This is a genomic window from Pontibacter cellulosilyticus, assembly GCF_014306105.1.
Classification (GTDB): Bacteria; Bacteroidota; Bacteroidia; order Cytophagales; family Hymenobacteraceae; genus Pontibacter; species Pontibacter cellulosilyticus.
Map to the genome: position 1 here is coordinate 1,109,379 of NZ_JACRVF010000001.1, position 17,313 is coordinate 1,126,691.

Below are 17,313 nucleotides of genomic sequence, written 5' to 3' on the forward strand. Positions count from 1 at the left end.
TACCTATATGATACAAGCACCAATCAGCAACGAACTCTTTTTACGTGCCCAGGACAGTATACCAGGAGGCGTAAACTCTCCTGTTCGTGCATTTAAAGCCGTAGGAGGAAATCCTCGTTTTATGGTTTCGGCAAAAGGAGCCTATATGTTTGATGAAGACGGTAACCGTTACATTGACTTTATTAACTCTTGGGGACCAATGATTCTTGGCCATGCCTCAGAGGTAGTGCAGGAGGCAGTTCAGAAGGCAATTCCCAGTTCGCTTTCTTTTGGCGCCCCAACACGCAAAGAAATTGAGATCGCAGAGCTGATCATCAGTATGGTGCCAAGTATAGAAAAGGTACGCATGGTAAACTCCGGTACAGAAGCGACCATGTCGGCTATACGTGTGGCCCGAGGCTACACAGGCCGCGACAAAATCATAAAGTTTGAAGGCTGCTACCATGGCCACGGCGATTCATTTCTGATATCGGCTGGTAGTGGTGCCATTACATTGGGGGTGCCGGACAGCCCAGGTGTAACAAAAGGTACTGCCAACGACACACTTACAGCGCCTTATAATAACTTAGACGCTGTGAAAACGCTGGTAGAAGCAAATAAAGGCCAGATAGCTGCTATCATTCTGGAACCAGTGGCTGGTAATATGGGCTTAGTGACTCCTGCAGAAGGTTTCCTGCAAGGCTTGCGTGATCTGTGTGACCAAGAAGGCATTGTGCTGATTTTTGACGAGGTAATGACTGGCTTCCGTTTGGCGCCAGGCGGTGCGCAGGAGCTTTACGGCGTTACACCAGACATGAGCACGCTTGGTAAAATTATTGGTGGAGGTATGCCAGTAGGTGCGTATGGCGGCAAGAAAGAGATCATGGACTATGTAGCTCCGGCGGGTCCTGTTTACCAGGCTGGCACGCTTTCGGGCAACCCAATTGCTATGGCAGCGGGTATGGCTATGCTTACCTATCTTAAAGAGCACCCGGAAGTATACACGCAGCTAAATAATACCACAGACAGGCTTGTAACAGGTATGCAGCAGAACATGCAGCAGCTAGGCGTAAATTACACGCTGAATCGTGTTGGCTCTATGTTCAGCATTTTCTTTACTGATAATCCTGTTACAGATTTCGAGAGTGCGAAAACCTCAGACACTGCTCTGTTTGGCCGTTACTTTAATGCTATGCTGCAAAAAGGTGTTTACTTAGCACCTTCTCAGTACGAGGCCCTGTTTGTGTCTACAGCCATTACAGAAGGTATTGCCGATGAGTACATTAAAGCCAACCTGGAATCATTAAAAGAGGCACTTTAAACCATCCTTTAAATTATCTATTAAATCAGTTCGATCAGCTTAAATCTGTGGCCTGATTTAATTACTTTTACCTAGTAGTATATACTTACCCTTATGATATTAACTGACAAGCAGATTTTAGAGGAGATGGAGAATGGCAACATCCTGGTGGAGCCTTTTAACCGCGCCTGCCTGGGCACTAACTCCTACGACGTGCATTTAGGCCGCTACCTTGCTACTTATAAAGATGAGGTGCTAGATGCGCGCAAGCACAACGAGATCGAAACATTTGAGATTCCAGAAGAAGGATATGTGTTGCAACCGGGCCATTTATACTTAGGCGTTACGTTGGAGTATACCGAAACTCATGCGCATGTACCATTCCTGGAAGGTAAATCAAGTGTGGGGCGTTTAGGTATTGATATACATGCCACAGCAGGCAAAGGCGATGTAGGTTTCTGCAATACCTGGACGCTGGAGATATCTGTTTCGCAGCCTGTGCGTATTTACTATGGAATGCCTATTGGTCAGCTAATTTATTTTGAGGTAAAAGGCGGCATAGAGAACTATTATAACAAGAAAAAGAACGCTAAATATAACAATCGCACCATCACTCCGGTAGAATCCATGATGTGGATGAATGAGTGGTAAACTGCATTGATTTTTCTCAAAAAAAGGCTGATTTATTCATGTAAATCAGCCTTTTTGGCATAGTATGTGCACTATATAAGACGTAAATAAATTACAGCAAAACAGGAATTTTTTAGAAAACCTTCACGTTGTAATAGAGAACAGGAAAACAAAAGTATAAACTATAGAAAGGAAAAAATTATGAAAAAGCTACTGGCAATGGTATGTATGGTTTTAGGATGCGCGGGCGCAGTAAACGCAAGCGGAGGCACAAAAACCACTACTAAGAAAACAAACAAACTTGATAAGAGAACAATGGTTGTGGCTGAAAAAAGAGCCAATCATCTTTCTGATAAAATGATTGTTGATCTTGGTCTTAACAACTACCAGTCTCGAAAGATCAGGGAAATAAATAATGATGTTGTAGCTCAGAAAATGGCTGTAGAGGCCGAGTTTGCTGGCAACCAAGCAATCATAGATCAGAAGTGCAAAGAGATCTGCAGTGTTAGAGATGTTAAGTTAGAAAGCATTTTAAGCACAAGACAGTATAACGAGTACTTCGGCGACCGTAAGGTATACAACCAGACAGAAAAAGAATTTATGGCTAGCTTATATCAGCCTGCTGGTAACCAAACAGCATCATCTGATGTAGCAGCTCCAGCCAATTCTGTTAGTCTTAACTAATACCATAGCCAGTTAAGCTTAATAAAAAGAAAAGAGCCCTACTTCTGGGGCTCTTTTCTTTTTAAGGAGTATACTTACTAAGAATTTTCTTTTTTCTGCTGTTCGTCTATGTGCTTCATCAGATCCTCGCAAAGGGCACGCATTTTCTGAGCCATCACATTATCGCTTGTAGCTGTGGCAATACTCTGAGCCATAGCACCGATCGTATCCACATAGAAATACTTCATCTCATCAACAGGCATGTCTTTCGTCCAAAGGTCGATTTTCATGGTGCCAGCTTCGTCGCGATCCCATAACGAAATGTTTATGGCTTTGGCAAAGTGTATCTTCTCTCCTGCGTCTGTGGCTCTCCAGCTGATGGCCTCCGGAATACGGTTATCGTCCAAGGCTATGCTAAAGAATATCTCTGATTTTTTCATTTTCTCGGTTTTTAAACTTTATCCTATATATATCACGTACTATGCTTGAAAATATATAGAAGTACAAAGTTACGCGATGCGCTACGGAATAAAAACACTATTACTCTTTTTTACCCTTAGCACCCTGATAGGGTGTTCCAGAGTTATTGCTCCCTCCTCCAAAGGTAAACTGCACACTATAGCATTTTACAACACACAGAACCTATTCGATACCATTGACGATCCCAACAAGGACGATGATGCGTTTACACCAAAAGGTGGCATGAAATGGGATCAGCAAAAGTATAATCGTAAAATACAGAAACTGGCAAGTGCCATTGCCCCCATTGGCGGCGGCAACGGGCCAACCATAATAGGATTAACAGAGGTGGAGAACGCGCTGGTGTTGCAGGACCTGATTCAAACTCCTGAATTAAAGAAAATGAAGTATGAGTACATTCATTTTGAGATGGACGACCCACAAGGACTGGACCTGGCTATACTTTATAAACCTAGTGCCTTTAAAGTTGAAACAAAGCGAAGTATAAAGATTGATTACCCCGGCAACTTCTCTTCTAAAGATATACTTCAGGTAAACGGAAAGCTTCAGGGGCAGCCTCTAACTATTTTTGTAAACCACTGGCCAGCCCGGGCAAATACCCGCCGCGGACGGCAAGACGATAGCCGACTGCGCACTGCAGCTACCACACTACGAAAAGAAATAAATGCTATTCAGGCCTCCAACCCAGATGCAAACATTGTCGCTATAGGAGATTTTGATGCAGAGCCCCGCACAACTGTGATGGAGCAAACGTTAAAAGCAACCGGCAGGCCCAACCCATACTACAAAGAAGAGCTCTTTAACACCTTTTACATGCATTATGTAAATGGCCTTGGCAGCTACCACAGCCGCGGAGATTTTAAGATGCTGGATCAGGTACTAATTTCCAAATCGCTGATCAGTGGCAACGGATTGGAGTTTGTTAGAGGTTCTGCAAAGATTCACGATCCGCAAGAGCTGAAGTTTTTGTATGGCAAGTATAAAGGTACACCACTCCCAACTTTCTCGGGTAACACATACTTTGGAGGCCCAAGCGATCACTTCCCGGTATTCATCCAGCTTAGGAAAAAGAAATAGCTTTAAAACAGAAAAGGTGAGCCTGCAGGCTCACCTTTTCTGTTTTATGATTTATACTTGTTAAACGTAGTTATTAAGCATAACTGGCATTACCAGCATCAGTACGCTCTCGTTTTCTTCGTTTACAATTGGCATCAATAAACCTGCACGGTTAGGAGTAGACAGCTCGAACGTGATCTCATCAGAGTCAATGTTGTTAAGCATTTCCATCAGGAACTTAGCATTGAAGCCAATCTCCATGTCCTCTCCTTCGTACTGGCACGTTAAACGCTCGTTCGCCTCGTTAGAGAAATCCAGGTCTTCCGCAGACACCTGCATCTCAGAGCCGTTAAGTTTCAAGCGGATCTGGTGTGTGGTTTTGTTCGAGTAAATAGAAATACGTTTTACAGAGCTTAACAGGTCCTGGCGGTCAATTACCAGTTTGTTAGGGTTCTGCACCGGAATCACATTTTCATAATCAGGGTAACGCTCATCGATCAAACGGCAGATCATGCGGATGTTATCGAAGCTGAAGAAGGCGTTAGACTGGTTAAACTCAACTCTAACAGCAGTAGCTTCAGATGGCAACGTCGATTTTAACAGCATGAAAGCTTTACGCGGGATGATCAGCGAAGCCTCCTGGTTTGTAGGGATATCGGTACGGCGATAGCGCAGCAAACGGTGACCGTCTGTGGCTACGAACGTAACGTTATCGTTGCGCAGCTGCACAAAGATACCCGTCATGGCTGGGCGAAGCTCATCGTTGCTAACTGCAAAGATGGTTTTATTGATCGCTCTTGCTAAAACGTTTGATGGTATTTCAATAGCGTTAGCACCCTGCACTACCGGCACACGCGGGAAATCCGTAGCGTTTTCACCAGACAGTTTGTAACGTCCGTTAGAAGAGCTGATCTCTATTGTGTATGTCTCCTCATCAATAGTGAAAGTAACAGGCTGATCCGGGAGGTTCTTAAGCGTTTCCAACAAGATCTTGGCAGGAGCGGCTATACGGCCATTCTCTTTCGCCTCTACCGGCAGCTGCGTAATCATGGATGTCTCCAGATCGCTCGCTGTGATGGTTAGCGTGCTGTTGTTGATCTCGAATAGGAAATTCTCCAGAATTGGCACCACAGGGTTATTGGTTACCACACCGTTTATACTTGATAACTGCTTCAGGAGAGCAGAAGAAGAGACGATAAATTTCATTATGCTATCTATAATGTTATTTGAACAAAGTTATAAATAAATCGCATTTATGCCACCACCTAATATAGCATATAGGCACTATTTTATGCGAAAAAGTATAAAAATTAAAAACGCTCGTATTTGCGCTTGCGCAGGTAGTAGCGGCCAACTCCAAACAGCACCAGCAGTACAATCGGAGCCACCAGGTTTAGCAGTTGCCAGTAGCTTTTCTCATCTTGCACACGCACCCTGTCCAGCGGCCTTAACTGGATTTCTTTGCTGCGTACGTTAATCAGGCCTTCTGAGTCTAATAAATAATGAACCGTATTCATCGCCAGCTCTTTATTTGCGAACTTTACGTTGTTAAAGCGGTCAAAACCAAGCTCATAAGGCTGCCCCGTGCGAGGATTTATTTCATTTTTAACCAGATCACCATCCGAGAAAACAGCAATCTTAGTTTCTACGCCTTCTTCCTTCACGGTTGTTTCCTGTGCTCCGGCTGGCGCACGGCGGTTACGGAACAATGATGAGAATTTTCCTTCCAGCAAATAACCAACTGGCTGCTCACCTGCCTGGTACTGCTCCGGGTTCACATCCATGCGTGCCTCCTCCAGGGTAACAGGTACCGGCGGTTGCAGCACTCTGGAGTACTTAGAAGTATAAACAAGCGGCGTTTTTACAATACCATCTGCTTTTACAGTATCCATCGTACCCACGAACTTAGTATAAACAGCATCGAGGTTGCGGGTAATCGGGTGCTTGCTATAGTTGTTTAGCAACGGGTAAAAACGCCAGTTGATCATCTCCGTCTGTGGCCTGTCTCCCATGTAGCCGGTTACCATAGGTATAAAGCCCGAGTTCAGGTCCATGACCATGGTAGGGTTCAGGCGCACGCCATACTTAAAGAACAGGTCCTCTAGGTTCAGGTTGTACGGCAGGGCAAACATTCCGCCAGTGCCGACGCTGTCCATATTGGCGTTAAGGGCATCCACAAAAAACACGGCTTTGCCCCCGTTCATGATAAACTGGTCTATTTTATACTTGTCGAGCTCCGAATATGCCGAAGTAGGTTTGGCCACAATGATAAGGTCCAGGCCTTTTAGTGTCGGGATCTGGTCCAGTTCGCCACGAGCTACGCGGTAGTACTCCTGCAAAGATCCTAGCAGATCGGTTACCTGCTGCATCTCCAGTTCTCCCTGCCCTGTTATGTAACCGATTATCTTACTGCCCGAGAAGGCCAGTTTACGAACAGCAGTCGCCAGTTCAAATTCTACTCCCTCAACAGACTGATTCAGACGCTCATCGGCAGAGGCGGCCAGGTTGCCTTTTAAGAAATTGACTGCCGTTTCCTTGCCTTCATACTTCACAATAGCACCCGGAAAAACCAAGCGCTCCACCTGCTTTCCATCCTCTGTGGCCCGCAGGTTGGTAGGGTTTATACCTTTCTGTGCAAGGTTCATCATAAACTCGTTGCGCTGCTTCTCGTCGCTTATATCGTTCGGATTGATAAAGTTGTAGCGCAGGTTGCCATCAGAGTAAATGATGAACTCATCCAACGTCTCCTTCACCGACTGTTGCAACCGTTTAAAGCCGGCCGGAAAATCTCCTTCCAGGTAAACATCTACCACTACCTCATCGGGCAGTTGCTGCAACATGTCTTTTGTAACCGGGGCTATAGTATAGCGCTTATCTTCTGTCAGGTCCAGGCGGAAAAAGAAATTGGCGGCGAGTATGTTCAGAAGTATGATACCCACAACCCAGGCTGCAAATTTGAGCAGGTCGCTGCTGCGTTTGTTCTTGTTTGTTGTTTCTACCATTTTCTGCTCTTTAAAACGAGTGTAGTGGCCAGTAACATGATAGCGATCACACTAACAAAGTATAAAACATCTCGGGAGTCTACTAAACCCTTGCTGATAGCGGTATAGTGATAAGAAATACCCAGTTGGCTGATCAGGTAGCTATACTTGCCCCACATTGGTATCGAAGCAATCAGATCAAACCCGGTGTAGATGATGTAGCACAGAAACACCGCAATTACAAAGGAGATAATTTGGTTACTAGAAACTGAGGAGGCAAAAACACCTATGGCACAGAAGACGCCTGCCAAAAAGATCAACCCTAAGTATGAGCCAACTACGGCAGCAGAATCTATGTTTCCTTCTGGGTTGCCTAATTCATATACTGAGTAATAGTACAGCAGCGTTGGCACCAGCGCAAAAAGAGCCAGCAGCAACGCAGCAAAGTATTTCCCAAGTATAAGTTGCAGATCGGAGATAGGTTTAGTCAATAGCAGCTCAATAGTGCCTTCTCTTTTTTCCTCAGCAAAAGTGCGCATAGTAATCGCCGGTATCAGGAAAAGGAAGAGCCAGGGAGCCATACTAAACAGCGTCTGCATATCGGCAAAGCCATACTCCAGCACACTGCTCTCCGGAAACACCCACATAAACATGCCGATCGCCACCAGAAACACCGCAATCACGATGTAGGCGATCAGTGAGTTTAAAAAGCCGTTAAATTCTTTTTTAAGTATGGATAACATCTACGATGTAATTAAAATTATGAATTAGAAATTAGAAGTTGATGTTGTTCACTATCGTAATAGCTTGTTTCATCCATTGTTCTCATTTCTAATTATTTAGTCAGCTGTTGGAAAATCTTTTCTAGTGAGTTTTCTTCCTGGCGCAATCCTACCAGCGGCCAGTTTTGCTCGGCTGCTATCCGGAAAACATTGGAACGCACATCTGCATCACGGCTTGAGAAAACGCGGTAAGTATGCCCCTGGGCCAGCTCTACACGCTGCACCCCCGGTATACTTTGAAGTATGGCTATATCTACTGGAGCTTCAAATTCAACTAAGGTCACTTTCTCGTTTTTCCCACCAGACTGCAGGCTTGACACATCGCTGTCAGCAACAAGTTTGCCCCGGTTGATGATCACTACCCTGTCGCAGATGGCGGCTACTTCCTGCATAATATGGGTCGAGAAGATAACGGTTTTATTCTGCCCTATCTGTTTGATCAAGGCACGAATGTCAACGATCTGGTTAGGGTCCAGACCTGTGGTAGGCTCATCGAGGATAAGCACTTGTGGGTCGTGTACCAGCGCCTGCGCCAGCCCCACCCGCTGACGGTAGCCTTTGGAGAGGGCCCCAATCTTTTTGCCTTGCTCCAATGTAAGTCCGCATAGCTCTACCATTTCCTGTACACGCGCTTTGGCATGTTTTCCCTTCAGTCCGTAGATCGAAGCCACAAATGCAAGGTACTCGTGCACATACATATCCAGGTAAAGGGGGTTGTGCTCTGGCAAGTAACCAACATTACGCCGTACTTCTATCGGGTGCTGCACCACATCAAAGCCATTTACCACAACTGTTCCTGCAGTTGGTGGCAAGTAACAGGTGGCTATTTTCATAGTGGTTGATTTTCCGGCACCATTTGGCCCCAGAAACCCAAGTATCTGGCCCTGCTGCACCGAAAACGAGATATCATCCACAGCACGCTGCGTTCCGAAAACCTTGGTAAGATTCTTTACTTCAACAGACAAAGTATATTAACGACTAGTAGTGAATGTACATTAAGTAATAATTGGCAATAGAATTCTAGACAGAAGACTTCTTATAAATCAGTAATTAAAAACGGCCTGCTGCCTTAAACAGTCACTCAGGCTATACTTAGCAGACATTTATATCAGCGTTAAAAGTATATTTTATACTTCCAGCTTAACACAAAAATCCTGTTAATCCTTTAATTCCGCAAGTCCTGCTTCTGCCCCTTTAATTCTAACCTCAAAGGTATAAATATCCTGCCAATCTATTAATCTTTGCCCAATGTCTTCCTGCCTTTGGGCATCAGCGGCCTTACTTCTATGTCTACGTGGTGGTAATTTGGGTGCGACTCAAGTGTATGAAGTATAGTGGAGGCAATATCCTCAGGTCGCATCATATTGTCGTTAACCGTAACGCTGTCAATGTTATCAAAGAAGTTGGTTTGCACCGAGCCCGGATAAATACAGGTAACTTTAACGCCATAGTCGCGCACTTCCTTGTAAAGTGAATGTGAAATGCCCCGAACAGCATGCTTCGTGCCGCAGTAGCCAGACATTTGTTCTATGCCTGTTGTGCCTGCAATGGAAGATATGTTGATGATGTGCCCCTCTCCCAACTCTTTCATGCCTGGCACTACAAGTCTTGAACAGTAGAAGATACCGTTCACATTTGTTTCGAACATGGTATGCCAGTCCTCAACGCTCATATCCTCCAGCAGTCCCGCTATACCCAAACCAGCATTGTTTACCAGTATTTGAATATGTGTGCCCAGGTGTGCAAAGGTTTGGTCAAATGCCTGCTGCACCGATTCGTTGTAGCGTACATCACACTCGTAAAAGTAGAAGTTCTCGTGCTCCAGGTCAGGCTTTGTTCTGCCCCATCCCGCTACTTTTGCTCCTTTGTCGAGCAAGGCCTTTACTGTGGCAAGGCCTATCCCTTTGCTTACTCCGGTTACTACTGCTACTTTACCTTCTAAATTCATAGTTTTATGTTTTTTACAGTGAGTTAGTAAATTATTTTCTGTCATTTCGAGCAGGGCGAGAAATCTTTACAGGATTCTAAAAAGATCTCTCCTATCGTCGAGATGACAAACTGTGCTGTATACACTCATTCAAACATTCAAATCTACTAAATATCCCCCAGTTGCGGCCTTATCAGCATCTCCTCTACTACACTGTTCTCCGACAGGATATAAGCATTATGTATGGCCAGCGCTACGTCTTCTGATTTCATGAATCGCTCTGGCGGCAGGTCTACCCCTTCCCAGCTGGCGGTTAAAGTAGCTCCCGGAAGTATGGCTGTTACCCGTACATTATGCTCTTTAGTTTCTTCGCGCAGTACTTTGGTCATTCCATAAAGCGCATACTTCGAAATGCAGTAAGAGCCGCCGTTTATGTAAGGAGTTATACTTGCCGTGGAACACATATTAAAGATGTGGCCGGAGCGGCGCTTGATCATGTCGCCAAGAAATGCCTTTGTAATATAGTAAGCACTGTATAGGTTGGTGTTGATCATGAACGGCAGAGCATCATCGTCTTCTTCATGGATTTTGCCAGGTATAAACAAACCGCTGTTGTTCACCAGCACATCTATCTTCACCTTTAGCCCCTTTACATACTTTATAAAAGCCTGCAACGAATCTTTCTGGCTCAGATCTGCCTCTTTGTAAAAAACCTTTGAGAAAGTATGGCCCTGCTCAATCTCATATTTCAACTTTTGCAGTTCAGTTTCGTTTCTGGAACAGGTAATAATATGGAAACCGTTTTTTGCAAACTGCTCAATCACAGCCCGTCCGATTCCTTTTGTACCGCCTGTAACCAAAATGTATCGTTGCATAGATATGTACCGTTTTATATGTTTTGCAATTTTAAACGTAATATACTTATTAATACAGTATTTTTGCCAATTAACACGCTTTTAACCCGCATCTAACCAACGTATGCTGCAACATTTCGGAAAGTACTTGCTCTTTATGTCGAGCCTCTTCTCCAGGACAGAATCTCCAAAGATATTATTTAACAGAACGATAGACGAGGCTATGCTTATTGGCATTAACTCTATATTTATTGTTGCCATTGTATCTACTTTTATCGGGGCTGTTACTTGCGTGCAGGTAGCGTATAACCTGAACAACGCCTTTATTCCACGCTCAACCATCGGTTTTATGGTGCGCGAAATGACTATACTGGAACTTGCCCCTACTATTACATCTATTGTACTAGCTGGCAAAGTTGGCTCCAGCATTGCAGGCGGCCTGGGTACTATGCAGATTACAGAGCAGGTAGATGCGCTGGAGGTAATGGGTATCAATTCCGCTTCTTACCTGGTGCTGCCAAAGTTGATTGCTGCCTTACTGGTGTTTCCGTTACTGGTTATACTTGCCATGTTTTTATCAATTGGTGGCGGCTATGTAGCGGGTACTGTCACCGATGCTTTAACCGCGCAGGAGTATATTACAGGTATTAGAGGCGACTTTGTGCCTTACAACATTACATTTGCACTGATCAAGTCGTTTGTGTTTGCTTTCCTTATATCTTCTATTTCTTCTTTCAGAGGATATTATACTTCGGGTGGTGCTTTAGAGGTAGGTGCGGCGAGTACAACAGCTGTAACCAACAGTGTTATTGCGGTGCTAATCGCGGACTTTGTCTGCGCGCAGCTCCTGCTGTAAGGGGACAGCTGCCTCTAAAAAGTTTATTTTAGAAACTATGATTGAGATACATAACATACATAAATCTTTTAACGACAAGAAAGTACTGGATGGTATTAGCGGTGTTTTTGAAACCGGTAAAACTAACCTGCTGCTTGGTGCCAGCGGTACCGGTAAAAGCGTACTTTTGAAATGCATTGTAGGCCTTATCAAACCAGACCTCGGAAGCGTAACTTTTGACGGCACCTACTTTACAAATAACAAGCTGGACATCCGTCAGGAAATACGCCGTAAAATCGGAATGCTTTTCCAGAGCTCTGCCCTGTTCGACTCCATGACGGTGGAAGAAAATGTTATGTTCCCGCTAAAGATGCTTGCTAAAATGCCGAAGGATGAGCGTATGGACCGGGTAAACTTTTGCCTGAAACGTGTGGGTCTGGAGAACGCGAATAAGAAAATGCCTTCTGAACTAAGTGGTGGTATGAAAAAACGTGTAGGTATAGCCCGCGCCATTGCCCCTGACTGTACCTATCTGTTCTGCGACGAACCCAACTCTGGACTTGACCCTTTGACAGCCCTAAAGATTGACGGACTGATAAAAGAGATTACCGAAGAGTATAACATTACCACCATTGTAGTAACCCACGACATGAACTCGGTGATTGAGATCGGCGACAAGATCATGTTCCTGTATGAAGGGAAAAAGCTTTGGGAGGGCACCCGTGATAACATTCTGGACTCTGATGTGCCCGAGCTAAACGAATTTATTTTTGCCAACCGCCTGATGCGCGATGCCAAGAAGGTGGAAGAAGAGGAAAGCGGATCCAACTAAGGTTAGTCAACTTAAAGCAGATATAAAACAGAAGCGCCTGCTGTATATGATTACAGCAGGCGCTTCTGTTTTATACTTTGATAGTTGTTAAATTCCGTATAACATACCTGAAACAGTAGCCGTCATCATACAGGCTAAAGATGCACCTAGCAATGCCAGGAAGCCAAGCTTTGACAGGTTGCCCTGCTGGCTTGGAGCCATACTTCCGATACCGCCAATCTGAATGGCAATAGAGCTAAAGTTAGAGAAACCACATAGCGCATAGGTAGCCATGATCAATGATTTAGGAGATAACAGGTTGCTGTTCTTCATCTCAGCCAGATCCAAGTAAGCTACAAATTCATTGATAGCTGTCTTCTGGCCCAATAAACTTCCCACTAAAAGCGTATCCTGCCATGGCACGCCCATGATAAAGGCAAATACCCGGAAGATCTGTCCTAATAAATATTGCAACGAGAAACCGGAGAAACGTCCGTCTGTACTGGATACAACCCACTCATTCAGTCCTGTTAAACTACCAATTACATCTGTTAGCAGGTAGTTTACAAGCGCGATTACAGCGATAAAGGCAAGCAACATACCACCCACGTTAGCAGCAAGCCTTAAACCATCTGCTGCTCCACGTGAAAGGGCATCTACTAAGTTTACTCCCAGTTGCTCCTGGTTCATTTCCAGTTCGGTGTGTATTTTCTCCGGCTCCGTTTCAGGCACCAGGATCTTAGCCAGTACAATACCGGCAGGCGCGTTCATGATAGAGGCTGTTAACAGGTGCGCCGCAAAAATGGCTTTCTGCTCCGGATCATCACCACCCAGAAATGCTACATAGGCAGCTAATACACCGCCAGCAAGTGTCGCCATACCACCCGTCATCAAACACATTAGCTCTGAACGCGTCATGCGGCTGATGAACGGACGCACAAGAAGAGGAGCTTCCGTCTGCCCTAAAAAGATGTTGCCTGCAGCAGACAAGCTCTCAGCACCTGATAAGCGCATGCCCTTCGACATGACCCAGGCAATGCCATAGACGATCTTCTGCAGAACACCCAGGTAGTATAAACCAGCCGATACCGTTGAGAAGAAAATAATAGTTGGTAAAACCGAGAAAGCGAAAATAAAACCTAAGCCGGCATTTTGAGAAGGATTGGCCAGGTTACCGAAAAGAAACTGCGCACCCGCCTGCGAAAAGTCGAGGAAGGTTACAAAGCCACGGCTAACGGCTGCAAATCCATCAGCAACCAACGGCACCTGCGTTACCAGTACACCAAACAAAAGCTGAAGAAAAACTCCGAAGCCTACCAGCTTCCAATCGATGCGTTTTTTGTTTTTTGAGAACAAGAAGGCGATGGCCAAAAGGACTAGTAACCCGATGACCCCTCTAAAAATATCGTACATGCTTTGGGACAAAATTTGCCAAAAGTAACCCGAATATCTGCATTATAAAAAGTCCTGCACCACTTAGGCACAGGACTTTTTATAATGCAGATATTGTTAAAATCAGTTGCGCTTGTTTAACTCGTCGCGGATTTTTGCTGCCCGTTCGTAATCCTCTTTTTCAAGAGCATCGTTCAGCATTTTATTTAGCTCATCCACAGAAGTTTGGCTCAAAGACTCTTTAGAAGTTGAGGTTGTACTAGGCGTCGAACTGCTCTTCACCGCCATTTCTTCGCTTTCCTCCTCTTCATCCTCTAAGTCACTAAGTATGATTCCGGCCTCCGACAGCACACTCTCTACAGTATAGATCGGCACTCCAAAACGTAAGCCGATAGCGATGGCATCTGATGGGCGGGCATCCAGTTCAAATTCTGTGGTACCGTTAGTGCACATAATCTTTGAGTAGAATACGCCTTCCTTCAGGTCCGAGATCAGGATCTCGGTTACCTTCACATCCAGCTGCTCTGCAAACGATTTAAACAAGTCGTGCGTGAGCGGGCGGTTTGGATTGATCTTCTCTATCTGTATTGCAATAGATTGCGCCTCGAACATACCGATGATGATCGGTAGCCTTCTGTTTCCGTCTCTCTCTCCCAATACCAGAGCAAACGAACCTGTTTGCGATTGGCTTGAAGAGAGTCCGAGTATCTCTAACTGAATTTTCTTCACAGTGTCTTCTAAGTCTATTTGTCTAAAGCTCTGGCAGCTTCAATTAATTTAGGAACTACGTCGAAAGCGTCTCCAACGATGCCATAATCGGCAGCTTTAAAGAACGGCGCTTCCGGATCCTTATTAATAACGACAATCACTTTAGAAGAGTTAACCCCCGCTAAGTGCTGAATTGCACCGGAAATACCGATTGCAATGTACAAATTAGGGCTAACAGTAATACCTGTCTGGCCAACGTGCTCGTGGTGAGGTCTCCAGTCAAGGTCAGACACAGGCTTAGAGCAGGCAGTGGCAGCACCAAGTGCTTTTGCCAGATCCTCTACCAGGTGCCAGTTCTCAGGGCCTTTTAAGCCACGGCCACCAGAAACAACGATCTCTGCCTCTGGCAACAACACACCACCGTCTGTATCCTGCATTACTGTCTCCTTAGGAGCAGCAGCAAAATCAGCATCAGCAAGGTCGGCAGACAGCTTTTCTACTGTAGCATTTGCACCGCCATTGCTAGAAACTTCAAATGAATTTTTCTTAACAGCGATGATTTTTACATCAGAAGTAAGGGCCACATCGGCAAATGCCTTGCCTGAGAACACACCGCGTGTTACTACAAAAGAACCACCTTCTGTTTTAGGCAGCGTAGTTACGTTGGTAGCAAGCGAGCCATTTAAGCGCACAGCAAGCTTAGAACCTACCGCAGCACCAATGTTCGAGTTAGAGAACACCAGCACTTTGGCACTTTCCTGCTGCGCAGCCTTGGCGATAACTTTTACATAAGCATCTGCTACAAACTGCTTCAGACGGTCATCGGCATCATACAACACCTTGCTTATACCTTGCTCACCTAATTTGGCAAGCGCATCTTCGTGTACCTCGCCGATAGCTACGGCAGTGGCAGTAGTGCCTAGCTGCTGCGCCACCTGGCTTCCGTAAGAGGCAGCCTCTAGTGAGGACTTTTTGATCTCTCCGTTAAGACCTTCTACAAATACTAATACAGACATGGTTATAGTACTTTAGCTTCGTTTCTCAATAATGTAATCAGTTCTCCTGCGTTTTCAGGATCAATCATTTTCACGCCGCCTTTTTTCTCAGGCTTGCTGTAGCCAACATACTCAGCTTTAACCTCAGCGCCAACTGGCTCTTTCACGGCTAAAGGCTTTGTACGGGCTGTCATGATACCACGCATGTTCGGGATTCTTGGCTCCGACATTGGCTGCTGCGCGCTTGCCACGAATGGAAGCTTCACCTCCACCACTTCTTTGCCACCCTCAATTTCACGCTCCAGGCGTGCCGTACTGTCATCTACCATATCCAGTTTAAAGGCAGGTGTAACAGATGGAATGCCCAGCATTTCGCCAACCATGTTGTGCACCTGGAAACCGTTGTAGTCGATAGACTCTTTGCCCATCAGGATCATATCGTAGTTGTTTTCTTTGGCAATGGCAGCAATCTGCTGTGCTACAAAGAAAGCATCTTTAGGATGTGCGTTAACACGGATGGCGTCGTCTGCTCCAATGGCAAGCGCCTTACGGATGTTCGGCTCAGCATCGGCCTCTCCTACGTTCAAAACAGTAACCGAACCACCTTTTGCCTCTTTCAGCTCAATAGCTCTGGTTAATGCATATTCGTCCCATGGGTTGATGACAAACTGAACGCCATTCTTGTCGAACTCTTTGTTATCGCCCGTGAAGTTGATCTTTGAAGTAGTATCGGGAACGTTACTGATGCAAACTAATATTTTCATATGCGAAATGTTAGCTTATTAAAAGTTAAATTTGTGCGAAGTTAGTTAAAATATAGCCAAATCGAAATGTCTCAAAACAGATTAGAACAACTTTTCAAGTTCCTGGAAGAGGACCCAAATGATGCCTTCACTTTGTACGCCATAGCCACAGAATACCGCAATCTGGATAAAAAGAAAGCAATGGAGTACTATGAAAAATTGCTAGCCGAACATGAGAACTACGTAGGTACGTATTACCACGCAGCCAAACTATACGAAGAGTTTGGACAGAACGATGTAGCAGAACGCATTTATAAAAAAGGAATGCAGATCAGCCGGCAAGAGGGCAACCTACACGCTTTCTCAGAACTGCAGCAGGCTTACAACAAAATGATGGGCCTGGACTACGAGGATGACTAGCACTCCCCGTCTGCTTTCATCAAAAATAGTATGCATGCAGCATATTTACAAGTACTATTTATAAAACTGCTGTAATACTATTTTGTTACAACTAATTTGTCTGCATCAGGATTTGCAGGATATAATACCTGCTGTTGCTATGAACAGCATTATGAGCGGACCTCACTAATCTATACTGTCATCTCGAACAGCGTGAGAGATGACGACATATAAATTTGATTCGAATGATATCCAAAATCTTATAAAACAAAAATAGCAGCCTGTTTATGGCTGCTATCTTTGTTTTATCTCAAAGTATAAATTACCCGCAAACATGCTCCAGAAACCTGACTTTGGTACTGCCGGGCACTAACTTTAAGCCTTTCGGGATGCCGTGGTGCGAGTCTTTGTAATGGTTGGCGAACCATACTTTGTAGCTCTCTTCATCTGTCCAGTAGGTCATCAACCAGATCTCATTCTCGTTCTCCTGCGGATACATTACTTCCAACTTCAGGAAACCAGCCTCCTTATCTACCATATGCGGCCTGTTTTTAAAGGCTTCTCTTACTTCTGCGGCCATATCGTTGGCAATCGTAAACGTACTCAGGGCTATGAACATATTTTAAATCTGTTTTGAAAAATACCTGGTGGCTATACTTTGCTAACGTAGAGCTGCAGGTAATTTTATAAAGGTAAGTCTATTAAGTAAAGTATAAAAGTTAAGCCATCAAATCTGTGGTAAGAACAAAAAGCCACAGCTGGAGGTTTACAGCTGTGG

19 protein-coding genes are annotated in these 17,313 nt (G+C 44.9%); 7 read left to right on the forward strand and 12 right to left on the reverse strand.

All coding sequences use genetic code 11. The features are described 5' to 3' along the window. The first annotated feature begins 7 nt into the window (after positions 1-7). The 3 genes from hemL (at position 8) to H8S84_RS04855 (ending at position 2,593) form a co-directional block, all read left to right on the forward strand. The gene (hemL, locus tag H8S84_RS04845) at positions 8-1,300 is read left to right on the forward strand and encodes a glutamate-1-semialdehyde 2,1-aminomutase (protein WP_187066118.1); all 1,293 of its coding nucleotides are present in this window, start codon (positions 8-10) and stop codon (positions 1,298-1,300) included. A gap of 93 nt (positions 1,301-1,393) precedes the next feature. After that, positions 1,394-1,930, forward strand: coding sequence for a dCTP deaminase (gene dcd, locus H8S84_RS04850; protein ID WP_187066119.1), 537 nt, complete (start codon positions 1,394-1,396; stop codon positions 1,928-1,930). Positions 1,931-2,110: 180 nt separating this feature from the next. After that, positions 2,111-2,593, forward strand: coding sequence for a hypothetical protein (locus H8S84_RS04855; RefSeq protein ID WP_187066120.1), 483 nt, complete (start codon positions 2,111-2,113; stop codon positions 2,591-2,593). 77 nt (positions 2,594-2,670) lie between these two features. On the opposite strand, the gene gldC is transcribed toward H8S84_RS04855, so the two are convergent. Continuing rightward, positions 2,671-3,012, reverse strand: a complete 342-nt coding sequence (gldC, locus tag H8S84_RS04860; RefSeq protein WP_187066121.1) for a gliding motility protein GldC — start codon at positions 3,010-3,012, stop codon at positions 2,671-2,673. Positions 3,013-3,088: 76 nt separating this feature from the next. Here gldC and H8S84_RS04865 point away from each other — a divergent pair, with 76 nt between their 5' ends. After that, positions 3,089-4,129 carry an endonuclease/exonuclease/phosphatase family protein gene (locus H8S84_RS04865; RefSeq protein ID WP_187066122.1) on the forward strand — a complete coding sequence of 347 codons (1,041 nt, stop codon included), beginning with the start codon at positions 3,089-3,091 and terminating at the stop codon, positions 4,127-4,129. A gap of 60 nt (positions 4,130-4,189) precedes the next feature. On the opposite strand, the gene dnaN is transcribed toward H8S84_RS04865, so the two are convergent. The 6 genes from dnaN to H8S84_RS04895 all read right to left on the reverse strand — a co-directional run bounded on the left by dnaN (position 4,190) and on the right by H8S84_RS04895 (position 10,673). Beyond that, complete coding sequence (gene dnaN, locus H8S84_RS04870) at positions 4,190-5,314, reverse strand: DNA polymerase III subunit beta (protein WP_187066123.1); 1,125 nt, start codon at positions 5,312-5,314, stop codon at positions 4,190-4,192. 104 nt (positions 5,315-5,418) lie between these two features. After that, a complete protein-coding gene (gldG, locus tag H8S84_RS04875; RefSeq protein ID WP_187066124.1) occupies positions 5,419-7,110 on the reverse strand; it encodes a gliding motility-associated ABC transporter substrate-binding protein GldG in 1,692 nt (563 codons plus the stop codon). Next, complete coding sequence (gene gldF / locus H8S84_RS04880; RefSeq protein ID WP_187066125.1) at positions 7,104-7,832, reverse strand: gliding motility-associated ABC transporter permease subunit GldF; 729 nt, start codon at positions 7,830-7,832, stop codon at positions 7,104-7,106. Before gldF ends, gldG begins: the two co-directional genes overlap by 7 nt. A gap of 92 nt (positions 7,833-7,924) precedes the next feature. Further along, a complete protein-coding gene (gene gldA, locus H8S84_RS04885; protein WP_187066126.1) occupies positions 7,925-8,836 on the reverse strand; it encodes a gliding motility-associated ABC transporter ATP-binding subunit GldA in 912 nt (303 codons plus the stop codon). A 269-nt stretch (positions 8,837-9,105) separates the two neighbouring features. Beyond that, the gene (locus H8S84_RS04890) at positions 9,106-9,819 is read right to left on the reverse strand and encodes an SDR family oxidoreductase (protein WP_187066127.1); all 714 of its coding nucleotides are present in this window, start codon (positions 9,817-9,819) and stop codon (positions 9,106-9,108) included. 146 nt (positions 9,820-9,965) lie between these two features. Further along, entirely contained in the window at positions 9,966-10,673 is a 708-nt protein-coding gene (locus H8S84_RS04895) for an SDR family NAD(P)-dependent oxidoreductase (protein WP_187066128.1), read from the reverse strand. Positions 10,674-10,776: 103 nt separating this feature from the next. Between H8S84_RS04895 and H8S84_RS04900 the strand changes: the two genes are divergently transcribed. Further along, positions 10,777-11,508 (forward strand): MlaE family ABC transporter permease, encoded by a 732-nt coding sequence (locus H8S84_RS04900; RefSeq protein WP_187066129.1) that lies wholly within the window; start codon positions 10,777-10,779, stop codon positions 11,506-11,508. 37 nt (positions 11,509-11,545) lie between these two features. Then, positions 11,546-12,319, forward strand: a complete 774-nt coding sequence (locus H8S84_RS04905; protein ID WP_187066130.1) for an ABC transporter ATP-binding protein — start codon at positions 11,546-11,548, stop codon at positions 12,317-12,319. A gap of 87 nt (positions 12,320-12,406) precedes the next feature. Here H8S84_RS04905 and H8S84_RS04910 read toward each other — a convergent pair whose 3' ends face one another. From H8S84_RS04910 to H8S84_RS04925, 4 genes are all read right to left on the reverse strand, one after another. After that, positions 12,407-13,711: a NupC/NupG family nucleoside CNT transporter gene (locus H8S84_RS04910; RefSeq protein ID WP_187066131.1), complete on the reverse strand. Its 1,305-nt coding sequence runs from the start codon at positions 13,709-13,711 to the stop codon at positions 12,407-12,409. Between the two features lie 102 nt (positions 13,712-13,813). Beyond that, positions 13,814-14,419 carry a bifunctional nuclease family protein gene (locus H8S84_RS04915; protein ID WP_187066132.1) on the reverse strand — a complete coding sequence of 202 codons (606 nt, stop codon included), beginning with the start codon at positions 14,417-14,419 and terminating at the stop codon, positions 13,814-13,816. A 14-nt stretch (positions 14,420-14,433) separates the two neighbouring features. Then, complete coding sequence (locus H8S84_RS04920; protein ID WP_187066133.1) at positions 14,434-15,414, reverse strand: electron transfer flavoprotein subunit alpha/FixB family protein; 981 nt, start codon at positions 15,412-15,414, stop codon at positions 14,434-14,436. A 2-nt stretch (positions 15,415-15,416) separates the two neighbouring features. Next, on the reverse strand, positions 15,417-16,157 hold the full coding sequence (locus H8S84_RS04925; RefSeq protein ID WP_187066134.1) for an electron transfer flavoprotein subunit beta/FixA family protein: 741 nt from the start codon (positions 16,155-16,157) through the stop codon (positions 15,417-15,419). 66 nt (positions 16,158-16,223) lie between these two features. Here H8S84_RS04925 and H8S84_RS04930 point away from each other — a divergent pair, with 66 nt between their 5' ends. Continuing rightward, positions 16,224-16,556, forward strand: a complete 333-nt coding sequence (locus H8S84_RS04930) for a tetratricopeptide repeat protein (protein ID WP_187066135.1) — start codon at positions 16,224-16,226, stop codon at positions 16,554-16,556. Between the two features lie 301 nt (positions 16,557-16,857). Here the strand turns inward: H8S84_RS04930 and H8S84_RS04935 are convergent, their stop codons facing one another. Beyond that, the gene (locus tag H8S84_RS04935) at positions 16,858-17,154 is read right to left on the reverse strand and encodes an antibiotic biosynthesis monooxygenase family protein (protein WP_187066136.1); all 297 of its coding nucleotides are present in this window, start codon (positions 17,152-17,154) and stop codon (positions 16,858-16,860) included. Between the last annotated feature and the right edge of the window lie 159 nt (positions 17,155-17,313).